The sequence below is a fragment of the Neisseria sp. HMSC069H12 genome (assembly GCF_001812735.1).
In the GTDB taxonomy this organism is placed as follows: Bacteria; Pseudomonadota; Gammaproteobacteria; order Burkholderiales; family Neisseriaceae; genus Neisseria; species Neisseria subflava.
In genome coordinates this window covers 1-14273 of sequence record NZ_KV810302.1, presented here as the reverse complement: position 1 = coordinate 14273, position 14273 = coordinate 1, and the positions used below count along the sequence as shown (strand labels likewise).

At 47.6% G+C, this 14273-nt stretch carries 13 protein-coding genes and 1 pseudogene; 11 read left to right on the top strand and 3 right to left on the bottom strand.

Annotated features, from left to right (window positions below; all coding sequences use genetic code 11):
* Positions 1 to 499 precede the first annotated feature (499 nt).
* Together HMPREF2872_RS09985 and fghA are read left to right on the top strand one after the other, a co-directional pair.
* Positions 500 to 1609 carry an S-(hydroxymethyl)glutathione dehydrogenase/class III alcohol dehydrogenase gene (locus HMPREF2872_RS09985; RefSeq protein ID WP_210398866.1) on the top strand — a complete coding sequence of 370 codons (1110 nt, stop codon included), beginning with the start codon at positions 500 to 502 and terminating at the stop codon, positions 1607 to 1609.
* 8 nt (positions 1610 to 1617) lie between these two features.
* Entirely contained in the window at positions 1618 to 2445 is an 828-nt protein-coding gene (gene fghA, locus HMPREF2872_RS09980) for an S-formylglutathione hydrolase (RefSeq protein WP_070633332.1), read from the top strand.
* A 190-nt stretch (positions 2446 to 2635) separates the two neighbouring features.
* Here the strand turns inward: fghA and rtcR are convergent, their stop codons facing one another.
* Positions 2636 to 4264, bottom strand: a complete 1629-nt coding sequence (gene rtcR, locus HMPREF2872_RS09975) for an RNA repair transcriptional activator RtcR (RefSeq protein WP_070633330.1) — start codon at positions 4262 to 4264, stop codon at positions 2636 to 2638.
* Positions 4265 to 4278: 14 nt separating this feature from the next.
* On the bottom strand, positions 4279 to 5034 hold the full coding sequence (locus HMPREF2872_RS09970) for a tRNA(His) guanylyltransferase Thg1 family protein (RefSeq protein ID WP_070633328.1): 756 nt from the start codon (positions 5032 to 5034) through the stop codon (positions 4279 to 4281).
* Positions 5035 to 6242: 1208 nt separating this feature from the next.
* Here HMPREF2872_RS09970 and HMPREF2872_RS09965 point away from each other — a divergent pair.
* The 4 genes from HMPREF2872_RS09965 to HMPREF2872_RS09955 all read left to right on the top strand — a co-directional run bounded on the left by HMPREF2872_RS09965 (position 6243) and on the right by HMPREF2872_RS09955 (position 10252).
* The gene (locus HMPREF2872_RS09965) at positions 6243 to 7811 is read left to right on the top strand and encodes a TROVE domain-containing protein (protein WP_070633326.1); all 1569 of its coding nucleotides are present in this window, start codon (positions 6243 to 6245) and stop codon (positions 7809 to 7811) included.
* Between the two features lie 97 nt (positions 7812 to 7908).
* Entirely contained in the window at positions 7909 to 8094 is a 186-nt protein-coding gene (locus tag HMPREF2872_RS11665) for a hypothetical protein (protein ID WP_141752883.1), read from the top strand.
* Between the two features lie 25 nt (positions 8095 to 8119).
* The gene (locus tag HMPREF2872_RS09960) at positions 8120 to 9598 is read left to right on the top strand and encodes an RNA ligase (protein WP_070633324.1); all 1479 of its coding nucleotides are present in this window, start codon (positions 8120 to 8122) and stop codon (positions 9596 to 9598) included.
* Between the two features lie 93 nt (positions 9599 to 9691).
* A complete protein-coding gene (locus tag HMPREF2872_RS09955; protein WP_003746257.1) occupies positions 9692 to 10252 on the top strand; it encodes a hypothetical protein in 561 nt (186 codons plus the stop codon).
* 87 nt (positions 10253 to 10339) lie between these two features.
* On the opposite strand, the gene HMPREF2872_RS09950 is transcribed toward HMPREF2872_RS09955, so the two are convergent.
* Positions 10340 to 10783, bottom strand: a complete 444-nt coding sequence (locus tag HMPREF2872_RS09950) for an RpiB/LacA/LacB family sugar-phosphate isomerase (RefSeq protein ID WP_049328576.1) — start codon at positions 10781 to 10783, stop codon at positions 10340 to 10342.
* A gap of 86 nt (positions 10784 to 10869) precedes the next feature.
* Here HMPREF2872_RS09950 and HMPREF2872_RS09945 point away from each other — a divergent pair, with 86 nt between their 5' ends.
* The 5 genes and pseudogenes from HMPREF2872_RS09945 to HMPREF2872_RS09930 all read left to right on the top strand — a co-directional run bounded on the left by HMPREF2872_RS09945 (position 10870) and on the right by HMPREF2872_RS09930 (position 13833).
* Entirely contained in the window at positions 10870 to 11523 is a 654-nt protein-coding gene (locus HMPREF2872_RS09945; protein ID WP_070633321.1) for a metallophosphoesterase, read from the top strand.
* Positions 11524 to 11660: 137 nt separating this feature from the next.
* Positions 11661 to 12125, top strand: a complete 465-nt coding sequence (nudB, locus tag HMPREF2872_RS09940) for a dihydroneopterin triphosphate diphosphatase (protein ID WP_003685636.1) — start codon at positions 11661 to 11663, stop codon at positions 12123 to 12125.
* Between the two features lie 84 nt (positions 12126 to 12209).
* Complete coding sequence (locus HMPREF2872_RS09935) at positions 12210 to 12743, top strand: inorganic diphosphatase (RefSeq protein ID WP_003678634.1); 534 nt, start codon at positions 12210 to 12212, stop codon at positions 12741 to 12743.
* A 71-nt stretch (positions 12744 to 12814) separates the two neighbouring features.
* A pseudogene (locus tag HMPREF2872_RS11460) lies at positions 12815 to 13138 on the top strand (sulfite reductase subunit beta); the annotation flags it as partial.
* 263 nt (positions 13139 to 13401) lie between these two features.
* Positions 13402 to 13833, top strand: coding sequence for a hypothetical protein (locus HMPREF2872_RS09930; protein WP_070633319.1), 432 nt, complete (start codon positions 13402 to 13404; stop codon positions 13831 to 13833).
* Positions 13834 to 14273: the final 440 nt, after the last annotated feature.

Genomic DNA, 14273 nt, shown 5'->3' with positions numbered 1-14273 from the left:
AGCCGCCTTCGGGCGGCTGTGTGTTGAAACTAATACAACCAATAGTATTGAATACGATGGTCGATCAGCCGCCTTCAGGCGGCTATGTGTTGAAACGCCTTCTGGAATAGGCAGGTTAGGAATAATTTTCCAGCCGCCTTCAGGCGGCTGTGTGCTGAAACTCTAGTAACTACGAACTCTATGACGACCTATTCCGTCAGCCGCCTTTGGGTGGCTGTATGTTCAAATATCGTCCAAGCAGGCTACTCTTCTTGGTGCGCAGGAAATTGCCTGCCAGACGGGAAAGTTGCATGATTTAGGGAAATATTCAGAAGCCTTTAACCGTCAATTACACGGCGGACTGTCAGTTGATCATGCTACTGTTGGAGCCAAAATTGCAAAAACGCTTGCGTTAGAGTGGAGGTCAAAGTATAACCTGTTGTTATCTTACTTAGGCTAGATAACTTTATTAATGAATTAAAAGGCAAAAATAATGGAAATCAAACAAACCAATTCAACTATCAAATCTCGTGCTGCGGTAGCATTCGCCCCAAATCAACCCTTACAAATTGTGGAAATCGATGTAGAAATGCCACGCAAAGGCGAGGTGTTAATTCGTAACACTCACACTGGTGTGTGCCATACTGATGCGTTTACGTTATCAGGAAGCGATCCTGAAGGCGTATTTCCTGTGGTGCTTGGGCATGAAGGTGCGGGTGTGGTTGTTGCTGTGGGCGAAGGTGTGTCAAGCGTAAAACCAGGTGATCACGTCATTCCTCTTTACACCGCTGAATGTGGCGAATGTGAGTTTTGCCGTTCAGGCAAAACCAACTTATGCGTTGCGGTACGTGAGACGCAAGGTAAAGGCTTAATGCCGGACGGCACGACGCGTTTTTCTTATCAAGGTCAGCCGATCTATCACTATATGGGCTGTTCGACTTTCAGCGAATATTCTGTTGTTGCGGAAGTTTCACTGGCGAAAATCAACCCGGAAGCCAACCACGAACAAGTATGTTTGCTCGGCTGCGGCGTTACCACAGGTATTGGCGCGGTACATAATACGGCAAAAGTGCAAGAAGGTGACTCTGTTGCCGTGTTTGGCTTGGGGGCGATTGGTTTGGCTGTGGTGCAAGGTGCGCGTCAAGCCAAAGCGGGTCGCATTATCGCCATTGATACCAATCCCGCAAAATTCGAGTTGGCAAAACATTTTGGTGCAACTGACTGTTTGAACCCGAACGATTACGATAAACCAATCAAAGATGTGTTGTTAGACATCAATAAATGGGGTATTGACCACACCTTTGAATGTATCGGCAACGTAAACGTAATGCGTCAGGCATTGGAAAGTGCACACCGTGGTTGGGGACAATCGATTATCATCGGCGTAGCGGGTGCAGGACAAGAAATTTCAACTCGTCCGTTCCAGTTGGTCACTGGTCGTGTTTGGAAAGGTACGGCGTTTGGTGGTGTGAAAGGTCGCTCTGAACTGCCGAAAATGGTGGAAGATTCAATGAAAGGCGACATTGAGTTAGAACCGTTTGTGACCCATACAATGACACTCGATCAAATCAATGAAGCCTTTGATTTAATGCACGAAGGTAAATCGATCCGCGCTGTTATTCATTACTAAGGTACGCGATGAAACTGATTGAACAACATCAAATTTTTGGTGGTTTGCAACAAGTTTGGGCACACCATGCCCAAACGCTTCAATGCGAAATGAAATTTGCCGTCTATTTGCCGGATAATCAGGAAAATCGACCGCTTGGTGTGATTTATTGGCTTTCCGGCTTAACGTGTACGGAACAAAATTTCATTACCAAATCAGGTTTTCAACGTTATGCGGCGGAACATCAAGTGATTGTGGTTGCCCCCGATACCAGCCCTCGCGGAGAGCAAGTGCCGAACGATGCTGCTTACGATTTAGGGCAGGGTGCGGGCTTTTATCTTAATGCGACCGAGCAGCCTTGGGCGACGAATTATCAAATGTATGATTATATTTTGAATGAGTTACCTAGTCTAATTGAGGAAAAATTTCCTACCAACGGCAAACGTTCCATTATGGGACACTCAATGGGCGGACACGGCGCATTGGTATTGGCGCTGCGAAACCGAGAACGTTATCAAAGTGTTTCTGCCTTTTCGCCTATTTTGTCGCCAAGCCTCGTGCCTTGGGGAGAAAAAGCCTTTACTGCTTATTTAGGAAAAAATCGTGAAAAATGGCAGCAATATGATGCTAGTTCGCTCATTCAACAAGGCTATAAAGTACAAGGTATGCGTATTGATCAGGGCTTAGAAGATGAGTTTTTGCCGACACAATTACGCACCGAAGATTTTATCGAAACCTGTCGTGCGGCAAACCAACCGGTCGATGTGCGCTTCCACAAAGGCTATGATCATAGCTATTACTTCATCGCCAGTTTTATTGGTGAGCATATTGCCTATCATGCGGCATTTTTGAAGTAAACCAAGGAAGTGATTCGTCGTGAATCGATCAAACGTTGGTATGAACGTTAATTTTTTATGTTAACGAAAATAAAAGGTATCAGATTGATGCCTTTTATTTTTATAAATAATAATAAAAGTATTATTAAAATGATCTACTTCCTGGAATCAGTATGAGGAGGCCTTTGCAAAACCTCCTTGCCCACTCTATTTAAATATCTCCCCATTCCAATCCAAACCGTTGCAAATACTTTCTCAGTCGGTCGCTGTCATTGACTTTTGCCCTTTCTGTTCGGGAGACATTGAACAATGTACGGCCGGCGGCGGCCATGTTGGGATGTTTGCGGCATTCGTCGATGACGTGTTGCAGTTGTAGCTTGTCAAATAAATCCAATGTGTCCCAATCGACTTTATCGGGGTAGTCTTGTGCTTTTTCAGACGGCCTGTTATGTAGGAGGCCGTCTGAAAAGGGCTCTTCCGACCATAACCATTTGAGGCGTTTGATTTCGGCTTGGACTTGTTCTACCTGTATCCTGCCTTGCGGCGCGAGTGTGGCCAGGCGCATGATGCTGGCGGCGAGGTCGCGGAAATTGCCGCGCCATGGTGCTTGGTCTGAGTGAGCGAAGTCGAGGTAGGCGGCCAGGGCTTCTTTGTTGAAGCGGGTAGTTCGGCCGAGTTCTTGTGAGGCTAGGGCGAGCTGGTGTTCGACGTTGGGCTCGATGTCTTCGCGGCGGTTGGCGAGTGCGGGCAGTGGGTAATTCCAGATGTTGATGCGGGCGAACAGGTCTTCGCGGAAGCGTCCGGCGCGGATTTCGTGGCGTAAGTCGCGGTTGGTGCCGGCGATGAGTTGGAAGTCGCTTTTGACTTCGCTGTCGCTGCCGACGGGATAAAAGTGTTTTTCTTCAATGGCTTTGAGCAACATGGCTTGCTCGTCTAAGCCTAATTCTCCGATTTCATCTAAAAATAATACGCCGCCGTCGGCAGTTTTTAGATAGCCTTCACGTTTTTCTGCGGCGCCGGTAAAGGCGCCTTTTTTGTGGCCGAACAGGGCAGATGCTGCGCCGTCGCCGCGAAGGGTGGCGCAGTTTACATCGACAAATGTGCCTTTAATCAGATGGCGTGCTTTTTTCAATTCAAAAATCCTGCGTGCCAGCATGGATTTTCCTGCGCCTGTGGGGCCGGAAAGTAGAATGGGGGAAGGGGAATTGAGTGCGACTTGTTCGATTTCGGCAATCATGCGGTTGAAGGCAGTGTTTTGGGTGGAGATGCCGCTTTTCAGGTAGCGCACTGCGTCATCGCGTACGGCGGCAAGGCGTTCGGCTAATACGTCGTAACGAGCCAAGTCTAAATCGATGATTTCATAATTGCCAACATCACCTGAAATCATGCTGCATCTTTGATTTTTCGGTGGCGCAGTCTGGAGCAACACCCCCGGAATTTGACGCGATTCCACCAATAAGAACAGGCAGATTTGGGCAACGTGTGTACCTGTGGTGATGTGGGTGAGATAGGTTTCTTCTTCTGTATCAAATGGATAGCTCGCCGCCCAATCGTGCAGTTTGGTATAAACCTCGGAGAAATCCCATGGGTTTGCCAGCTCCATAGGTACGAGATTGACGACTGTGTGCGGCGACACCTGCTGAATATCGGCTTTTACATGATCCGCCAGCTCGCGGTATTTCTCCGCATAAAACAGCTCCATGCGGTCAAGATGAAAATCCTGACGCTGATTCATGGCGACATTCGGCCGCCATTTCAACCAACGCCCTTGACCGAAACCGCTATCCAATACTGTACCGAGAAAACTGACGGCGACTTGTTTTTTAGGATGGGTATTCATGTTTCAGACGGCCTTTAAATTATTTTTTCCAATACAAACACGCCGTAATCATCGCCCAACGGCAGCTCGAAATCTGTATGCAGGATTTGGCGTTTTACTTGTACGGTTTCGTCAGTTTTCGGATTAAAACCTTCTTTTAAGGCCGTCTGAAAATACACACCGAAGCCATGTTTCTGCCACGCAGGCAGTTCGTTGAAATTGATATTGTTTTCAAATAACAAATCGTGCTTTTGCACGCGTTTTAGGCCGCTGACGGCATCTGTAGCGCGGGACACGCTTTCTCCTTTCTTGCGCAGCATCCAATAGCAGTGGGCGTTGAGCGCGTTGCGGTATGAGTCTTCGTGTCGCCAACGGAAATAATCAACCACCAGTTTTTCGTTCGGTAAAATGCAAACTCTGGCATCAAAAGCGGAGGGCTGCCCGTGTGCCACAGAAAAGGCGGCGCTGGCCTCACCAGCCAATACCGAAATGATTTTGCGCGTTTTGCGTTTGAACGTATCGTCATCTCGACGCAGCAATAGTGAAATTTCATCGCTTTCCGAATAGCCGTACGCCACATTGAAGCCGCATTTCATCAAATGACGGACGGTGTGCGCCATCAGGTCGCGGAAACGAATGTCGAACGGGGCTTCAAACTGCCAAATTTCCTTGGTTAGTCGTGTAAAACCGCGCCCGTCTAAGCGTACAACAATAAAATTTTCCTGTGGTACGCAAAAATCATAAGCGGTTTCGTATTGTCGCAAGCGTTTGTCCAAATCATCGAATCTCATCAATATATCCTTTTATATTTTATTTTCTATATAACTATCTATGAATATATTTTTTAGTATTTTACGCTTCTTACTAATAAAAGCTACTTTAAAATATATTTCCTTTATATTCAATTAATTAAAAATTATTTTTATAAAAATTTTATTCTTGGCACGCTGTTGGCTATGTTGTGAATGTAACGATACAGCAGATGCTTCGGGAAATACAGTTACCGGAGAAAAATTTTCCGTAAATTTAGTTGCTGTGGAGTTACAGGGCGAATGCCAACAAGACTACATTTGGATTAACAGGTTCGAATCCTGTCTCGTCTGATAGACGTTGAACGTCTTGTTTATTTAGTCGCCCACCCTTTTCCAATATGGCAGGCAAATGCCTAGGGAAACTACAACATGGATATCCTTGTGTCGCAGGTTCGAGTCCTGCCTCTGTTATCCAAAATAACAGAGTAGCTCAGCTGGTAGAGCGAAGGCATGTTTCCCTGAAAAACTTGTTGCGTGCCATATTACTTTATACGGCAGTAGGCTGATGCTTGAAGAGAGTACATTAACCTTTCACGTTAAAACCGTTTCTCTTCATGTTTATCTGCTACGCTGCCCTCATTCGAGGCCGTCTGAAATATTCAGGCGGACCGATATAAAACCGTTTTTGGTGCATTCGGCAAATGCCGGAGGAATTACAGCCTGTAAAGCTCGAGGTCGCGGGTTCGAATCCCGCCTCTGCCGCCAACGATGGCAGAGTAGCTCAGAGGATAGAGCGCGTAACAATTTCTCTACCTCTAGTTGCCGAAATGCCCCTTACGGGCGGATGCCGGCAGGATTACATTGGATAAACAATCGTCGTACTAATAATACGAAGCAGGAATCCTGCCAACCCTAGCCGCCCACCCTTTTTCCGGTACGGCAGACAGATGCCGGAGGAATTACATTCCACGTCCGAGGGTCGCGGGTTCGAGTCCCGCCCTGCCGCCAACAAACTTCTATGGCAGGATAGCTCAGGGGTAGAGCATCGGAAGAGAATTTCTCCAATACCTAGCTGCCCGCCGTACCCCCCCTTTTTACGGCAGCAGGCGGATGCCTGAAGAGATTACATTAACCTTCCACGTTAAAAAAACGTATCCCTTCAAATATTAGCCGCTGCGCTGCCACCCATTCAAGTCTGAACAGTTCTTCAGGCTACCTGAAACCAACAACACGAAAGGAAATGAAAAATGGCTAACACCACCTTGTTCCAATCACTTAAAACCCGTTTGACCGCTGCCGACACCCGCAATGAAGCAGGCGGCATCGCCTACACGCTAACACCCAAACAACAGCTCGCCCAGCTTGCCGCCACCGGCTGCCTGAACAGCACTTACTACGCCGATGCGCAAGACCAGCTTGAGCAAGTATTGGAATTGGCAAAAAATCTGAATGCCGAGTTTATCGCCAAAACCGCCGTGTACGCCCGTCAAAAAGGTTTTATGAAAGACATGCCTGCGTTGTTGCTTGCCGCGTTGGCGCAGAAAGATGTGAACATGCTTGCCCGCGTATTCGACCAAGTGGCGGACAACGGTAAAATGTTGCGCAACTTCGCGCAAATCATCCGCAGCGGCGCAGTCGGCAGAAAGTCCTTCGGCAACCGTCCGAAAAAACTGATGCAGACTTGGCTTTTGACCGCCACCGAAAAACAACTGTTGAACGCCGCCGTCGGCAACGCCCCGTCGCTGGCGGACGTGGTCAAAATGGTGCATCCCAAACCGCGTGAAGCATGGCGCGCCGCATGGTTTGCGTGGCTCATCGGCAAACCGTACGAGCGCGAAGCATTGCCGCCCATCACCCGCGCCTTTGAAGACTACAAACAAAGCTGCCAAGGCACATTGCCCGACGTTCCGTTCCAAATGCTCACTGCCTTGGAATTGAACAGCGGCGACTGGGCGCAAATCGCCCGCAACGGCTCATGGCAGCAGGTTCGCCAAAACCTGAACACCTTCCTGCGCCACGATGTGTTTGCGAAAAGCAAAAACATCAAAATGGTTGCAGAAAAACTGCGCGACAAAGCCGCCATCCGCCGCGCCCGCGTTCTGCCTTACCAATTGCTGACCGCGTATCAGGCAACATCCGAACAGATGCCGTCTGAAATCCGCGAAGCGCTGCAAGACGCGATGGAAACCGCCGTACAAAACGTACCGGCCATCCGAGGCAAAGTCGTGGTTTGCCCGGACGTCTCCGGCTCCATGCACATCCCGGCTACCGGCTATCGCGGCAGCGCGACCAGCAAAACCCGCTGCATCGACATCGCCGCGCTCGTGTCCGCCGCCATGTTGCGCACCAACCTGCAAGCCCGCGTGATACCGTTTGAACAAATCACGGTAAACGTGCAGCTCAACCCGCGCGACAGCATCATGACCAACGCTCAAAAACTCGCCAATATCGGCGGCGGCGGAACGGCATGCAGCGCACCGCTCGCCCTGTTGAACCGCGAAAAAGCCGATGTGGACTTGGTTGTCATCGTGTCCGACAACGAAAGCTGGGCAGACTACGAGCAACAATGGGGCGGCAAAACCAGCCTGATGAAAGAGTGGGACATCTTGAAACAACGCTGTCCCGAAGCCAAACTCGTCTGCTTGGACATCCAGCCCTACACCACCGTGCAGGTGCAAAACCGCTGCGACATCTTGAACGTTGGAGGCTTCTCCGACCAAGTGTTCACACTCATCGGTTCGTTCGCCGAGCAAGGTATGGGCGCAGATTTCTGGGTGGAAGAGATTGAGAAAACCGAATTGGCGGCGGTAAATTAGCCAAGGGGTCGTCTGAAAATAGGGTTTCAACGTTTTCAGACGACCTTACCGATAAAAGATTGAGTGGCAAACATGAACGCTGACGAACTTGCCCTGATTGAAACCTTTCCCGCAGCCTTGCGGCATGAAGCAGAAAGACCACATCCGCAGCTATTGGCATTGTTATCACAGCCGCCGTTATCCCGATTGGCAAAGTTATCCCGTCCGTTTGTTGGCGGAAAAAATCGATAAGGAAATCGCCCGTATTGTTTTCAGACGACCCCTCACACCAAACGTCGTCTGAAAACCCAAATAAGGAAACTAAAACCATGCAAAAATTCATCTTAATCCGCGGTCATCAAGGTTCGGGAAAATCGACTTTCGCCGAACAAAAAGCCGCCGAATTTAAAGCGAAGTACCGTGATGCCGAAATCGTCCGCATCGAAAACGACTTGTTCATGACCGATGAAAACGGCGTGTACCGCTGGTCGGGCGAAGCGGTGGATAAGGCGCAGAAGCGCGGTAATGCCTTGATGACCGAAACCTTGAAACTTGGACGACAAAATCCGAACCGCAACATTTTAATCATCCATTCCAACACCAACCAAAAGGCTTCGCGTTGCCGCCATTTGTTGGATTTGGCGAAAAAAAGCGGTTTTGAAACGGAAATCTACCGTATGCACAATTTCTATCCCAACCTGCACGGCGTGAAAGAGTGCGACGTGTTGGCGGCATATGTCAAGTTGAACCAAAACCGTGTGGCAAACGAAATCCACGTCGATGCCGTGCAGCCCGCCAGCGCGGAGCAGTTGGAAAAAATCAAACAAATGCAGGCTTTCGAGCAGCAACCCTTGCCGTTTGACGAAGCGCAGCAAACCTTCGTCACCGAACACTACCTGCAACACGGCGGCCGCAACTTTACCGCCAAAGCATCCAAGCGCTACCCCGAATTGCGCGTGTTGAAATATGCCCGCAGCGTGTTCTACAACAACCGCTTCGACGACGCGCTGCTGGAAATGCGCGGCTTGATTATCGACGCGCACAACCGCATCATCGTGCGCCCGTTTAAAAAAGTGTTCAATTATTCGGAACGTATTGCCAAAGGCAGCCGTTATCCGATCCGAATCGGCGACGAGAGATTGGTGGACGCGGTGGTAAAAGTAAACGGCTTCCTCGGTTGCTGCACTTTCGTCTCGCTTTCAGACGACCATCCGTCTAAAGGCGCGGCGTTTGACGGCAAAGTGCTGTATTCGACTACCGGCTCGCTTGATAGCGCGTTCGCGGACATGACCGTCGCACACTGCACACAATACGAAACCCTGTTCCGCGCTTATCCGAACCATACTTTTTTGTTTGAAATCACTGATGCGAAAGACGTGCACATCATCCGCGAAGAATTGGGCGAAACCTTAATCGGCTGCATTGATGTGGCGACCGGCCGTCAGTTTACTGAAGTCGAATTGGATGAAATCGGCAAACAATACGGAGTGCGCCGTCCAGAAATGCTGAAAAACATCACATTCGGCGAGCTGAAAGGCAGTCTGAAAAATGTGGAACACGAAGGTTTTATGGTATTTGATGCCCAAAACGGCGAAATGCTGTTTAAACTCAAATCGCCGTATTACCTGATTTCCAAGTTTTTAGGACGAAGCAACGAGGGCAATATCAGCCGCAAACTCGACAAACGCCATGTTGATGAAGAATTTTATCCTTTAATCGATTACATCCACGAGCATCAGGAAGCGTTCAATGCTATGCCGGAATTGGATAAAATCGCGTTCATTCAGGCGTTTTTGAGACAGTTGTAAGGCCGTCTGAAAAAATGCCGTATGTTTGTGTTAGTATAGCGCTGGCGGATGGATTGTTTCATCTGCCATACTTTTAGTGAATAAGGAAAAACAATGAAAAAAACAAGTATCGTTAGGAAACTGATGCTCGCCATCGCTATGCTTCCGTTAGCTGTTCAAACTGCGCAGGCTGAGGAGTTTGGGTCTTTCGGCGCTCCGCCTAAAGGCTTCAAAGTCGGCTATCAAACCGCGCAAAATGGTGTGACATTGATAGAACTTGTGCCGCAGAAACAGACTGTGGAAGACTGGACGCAAATGGTCACGCTGCAATCCATGGCAGGTATGAAACCGGGTGTTGAGCAGTTTTTCGGCAATCTTTCAGCCTCATGGCAGAATGCCTGTCCGCAAAGTAGTGTCAACCCAATAACGGCAGGTGAAGAAAACGGCTATCCATTCGCTTTGGTGATGTTGTTTTGCGCCAACAATCCGCAAACCAGTAAACCTGAATTTACTTGGATAAAAGCCGTACAGGGTAACGAAGCTTTGTACGTGAAGCAATATGCTTTCCGTTACGAGCCGACGAAGGCCGAGTTGACCAATGCCGTCATGCATTTGCGCAATTTACGCGTCTGCGACAACAGCGCAGGACATCCTTGCAATAAAAAAGGAAAATAAGCATTTAAATATTTTCAGACGGCCTTACCGGTTTTGCTAAAGCGAAACGTAACAAGGCCGTCTGAAAACATATGGAGCAACACGTATTTATTTTCCGCGCTCGTACGCTTCAATTTCGCCAACCTTAGGCGCATAACCGCTGCTTGTGTCGTGGCGCAAATCCAACCATATATCGACCAATGCCCAAGCAGCCGGAGCGGCAATCACGTTTTGCCCCATACATAAAACCTGCGCATCATAGTTTTCCACCGAGCCGCGGAGCGTGAGTAAATCGTGCGCCGTCGCCGCCCGTATGCCGCGCACTTTATTGGCGGCGATTGCCGTGCCCACGCCGGTACCGCAAATCAACAGCGCACGGTCGGCGCGCCCTGCTGCGACTTCTTCGGCTGCGGCAAACGAGAGTTGCGGATAGCTTCCTTCGGGTGAAGATAAATCGACCAAGTTGCTGACGCGTGGGTCGTTTTGCAGATGCGTTTTGAGTGCGTCTTTCAATATTGCGCCGTTGGCCGGCGCGGCAATAACCAAACGCATAAAAACTCCTTGAAGAATACAATAAACATTGTTTAGCATACGCCCGAGTGTGATACGATTCAAGCTTGCAACGCAGAGAGCACGGCATGAGCAAAACCTACTTCACATCAGACCTACATTTTTCACATAAAAACATCGCCAAATTCTGCCCGCAATTTCGACCGTTCGATAACGTGGAGCAGATGGATGAATTTTTAATCCAAACGTGGAATGAAACCGTTACGCCTGAAGATACGGTGTACAACTTGGGCGATTTTTCCTTTGCCCAAGACCATAAGCAGATAGAGCGCGTTTTGTCGCGCTTGAACGGGCAACATCACTTGATTTACGGCAATCATGATTATGTGATTCGGCAGTATGCTGATTGTTTCCGCAGCCAAACCAAGCATGACGGTCATCCGTTGCTGTCGTCCATACGGCCGTATTTGAAACTCAAATTGCCGGAAATTAAGAATACGCTGGTTCTCTTTCACTATCCGATACAGGAATGGGACGGCTGCTATCAGGGCTGGTATCACTTGTACGGCCATTTGCATGACAGGGTGGCGGCAATCAAAGGGCGTGCTTTAAATGTCGGATTTGATTTGCACGGCCGTTTTTTGACGGCGCAAGACGTCGATAAGTTTTTGTGTGATTTGCCTAAAATTTCGTATTTTGGCGAAGTAGGGTTGAAGGCCAAATCGCCGGAAGAAGCGGCAGAGCTGGTTTCTCGGAAATTGGCGCAGTTAAATCAGGTATAATTTCAGACGGCCTTTGCGAATTTCCAGCAAAGGCCGTCTGAATATCAATTTCCCATTTTTGAGTGATACATGGAAAACCTTTTGGCTTACTTACTACAAAAAATCAGCCTCCCCAATCAATCCGGCAAGGACAAGTCATGAGCGGTAAGCCTTTGAAGTATCCCGTATCCGCTTTGGTTGTTTTGCATGATAAAGACGGCAATATCCTGCTGATTGAACGCACGGCGCCGCAAGGTTTTTGGCAGTCGGTTACCGGCAGCTTGGAAGAGGGCGAGCGTATCGAAGAAACCGCATGGCGCGAAGTGTGGGAAGAAACCGGTATCCGCCTTGCAGACGGCCAGCTGGAAAACTGGCACGACAGCACCGTTTATGAAATCTATCATCACTGGCGCCATCGCTATCCCAAAGGCGTTTTTGAAAACCGCGAACACATCTTCTCCGCCCAAATTCCGCGTGATACGCCCATCATGCTGCAACCGGACGAACACGTTGCCTACGGTTGGTTTAGTGCGGAAGAAGCGGCGGAAAAAGTGTTTTCCCCTTCCAATAAACGCGCAATTTTAGAACTGGTCAAAAGGCTGAATGCCAAAAAGGCCGTCTGAATACGACAGTTTCACATTTTCAGACGGCCTTGGGTTTGTTATACTTTCGCCGTTTGACTCTCTTTAAAATCAAAGGAAACCATCATGGCAGACTTCAACAAAATCCTGACCCCGGGCGATGTGGACGGCGGCATCATCAACGTTGTCAACGAAATCCCTGCGGGCAGCAACCACAAAATCGAATGGAACCGCAAACTGGCCGCGTTCCAACTCGACCGCGTTGAACCGGCAATTTTCGCCAAACCGACCAACTACGGCTTCATTCCGCAAACTTTGGACGAAGACGGCGACGAATTGGACGTATTGCTGGTTACCGAGCAGCCTTTGGCAACCGGTATTTTTCTGGAAGCACGCGTTATCGGCGTGATGAAATTCGTTGACGACGGCGAAGTGGACGACAAAATCGTTTGCGTTCCGGCCGACGACCGCAACAACGGCAACGCCTACAAAACTTTGGCCGATTTGCCGCAACAACTGATCAAACAAATCGAGTTCCACTTCAACCACTACAAAGACCTGAAAAAAGCAGGTACCACTAAAGTTGAATCTTGGGGCGATGTAGAAGAAGCGAAACAAGTCATCAAAGAATCTATCGAACGTTGGAACAAACAAGCCTAATCGGTTTGTCCCGTTCAATATCAAGGCCGTCTGAAAGCAAAGTTCAGACGGCCTTTTTATATATCAACCGAAGGACAGGCTTGGAAGACGAATACATCGTTTTGCGCGTAACCGGTTGCCCCAACGGTTGCGGTCGTGCCATGCTGGCGTAAATCGGTTTGGTCGGCAAAGCCATCGGCCTCTACAACCTTTACGCAGGTGGCAACCGCGAAGGCACACGCATTCCGCGCCTGTTTAAAGAAAACATTACCGAACCTGAAATCCTTGAAATTGTCGAAGGCTGGGTGGCAGATTGGTCTTGAAACCGTTTGGATGAGGAAGGTTTTGGAGATTTTGCCATCCGTACAGGTATCGTCAAACCCGTATTGGATGCTCCGCGAGACTTTTGGGCATAACGCATACAGGTAGAGCCAACAAGTCTGTCATCAGAAAACAGGGAGAAAAGTAAAAGCTATACTCTGCGAAGCAGGAAAAATTCGTGAATGTTCAGGATATATTAGTACTGGCATTAGTTCGAGAAGTAGTCGTGTAACATATTTATATTGTATCATTATTATCTCTAAAAAATAAATTCTTTGAAAGTCATAAAAGTAATTGTTGAAGATACAAAAAAAGTAATTTATAATCAGCAGACTAGAAATAAAAAGGTACTTAAAATATGAGAAAATTACTTCCTGTATCATTTGCTGTACTTGCTCTATTTTCTGCTGGTTGTGAAGCCAATCATCATGAAAAAAAAGCGCAAATTCAACACTCTAACTTGAAAGATAGAAAGAATATGATTAACTTAAATCTGATGTTAAATGAAATTCTAAAAACCCGTATTACAGATATTGCAAGCCAGCGTGCAGATGTTAGTAATATTGTTTCACAATATCTTCATTCGGGACTAACTAAAAATGAAATTATCAATTTAATTACTAATGAGTTTGAGGTTCTGGAAAATTCAGATGATAATTTACTTATTCATTATCAAAGAGGCGAAGGTTATTTAGGTAATAGACGTGATTTATACATTAGCCTGTTTTTTAATAAAAGTGGGCAATTACTAAAAAATGTTTCTTATCTAGATAAGAGCAATAATCTATAAAACTACAAGGAAATTGATCATGTCAGAGAAAATAGAAGTTGGTTATAGAAAGCTTGGTAGTTTGGGATACGATTATCATCATATGTTTCTGCTTTATACTGATAAAACGGGGAAGTAGTATACCATTAGTGGTTGGACAGATGAAGAAAATACAAACCCAAATTTACCCCTTGGTAATATAAGAGTCATTGCGAGTATGCCATATGATAGCAATAACACAGATTCTTCTACTAGACACCCAGGACAAAAACAATACCGTGAGTTAATCACGGAAGCGTCTGATTAATCTGGGAAATGGGCAGAAATGGTGAGGAATGCCCAAAGCAAAGACAATATTTATCCTTATGATTTTTTGCGTCAGAACTCCAATACTATTGCAGCTACCGTATTACGTGAAGCTAGGCTTAAATGTAGAAACTAGTAGCGTTGTTTACAGTATT

What these genes read in the sequence shown, in the direction of transcription:
- HMPREF2872_RS09955 (WP_003746257.1), top strand. Translation starts at nt 9,692, where the DNA reads ATGAAAAAAACAAGTATCGTTAGGAAACTGATGCTCGCCATCGCTATG.
- HMPREF2872_RS09935 (WP_003678634.1), top strand. Translation starts at nt 12,210, where the DNA reads ATGGCAGACTTCAACAAAATCCTGACCCCGGGCGATGTGGACGGCGGC.
- HMPREF2872_RS09930 (WP_070633319.1), top strand. Translation starts at nt 13,402, where the DNA reads ATGAGAAAATTACTTCCTGTATCATTTGCTGTACTTGCTCTATTTTCT.
- HMPREF2872_RS09965 (WP_070633326.1), top strand. Translation starts at nt 6,243, where the DNA reads ATGGCTAACACCACCTTGTTCCAATCACTTAAAACCCGTTTGACCGCT.
- HMPREF2872_RS09970 (WP_070633328.1), bottom strand. Translation starts at nt 5,034, where the DNA reads ATGAGATTCGATGATTTGGACAAACGCTTGCGACAATACGAAACCGCT.
- HMPREF2872_RS09960 (WP_070633324.1), top strand. Translation starts at nt 8,120, where the DNA reads ATGCAAAAATTCATCTTAATCCGCGGTCATCAAGGTTCGGGAAAATCG.
- fghA (WP_070633332.1), top strand. Translation starts at nt 1,618, where the DNA reads ATGAAACTGATTGAACAACATCAAATTTTTGGTGGTTTGCAACAAGTT.
- HMPREF2872_RS09950 (WP_049328576.1), bottom strand. Translation starts at nt 10,783, where the DNA reads ATGCGTTTGGTTATTGCCGCGCCGGCCAACGGCGCAATATTGAAAGAC.
- HMPREF2872_RS09945 (WP_070633321.1), top strand. Translation starts at nt 10,870, where the DNA reads ATGAGCAAAACCTACTTCACATCAGACCTACATTTTTCACATAAAAAC.
- rtcR (WP_070633330.1), bottom strand. Translation starts at nt 4,264, where the DNA reads ATGAATACCCATCCTAAAAAACAAGTCGCCGTCAGTTTTCTCGGTACA.
- nudB (WP_003685636.1), top strand. Translation starts at nt 11,661, where the DNA reads ATGAGCGGTAAGCCTTTGAAGTATCCCGTATCCGCTTTGGTTGTTTTG.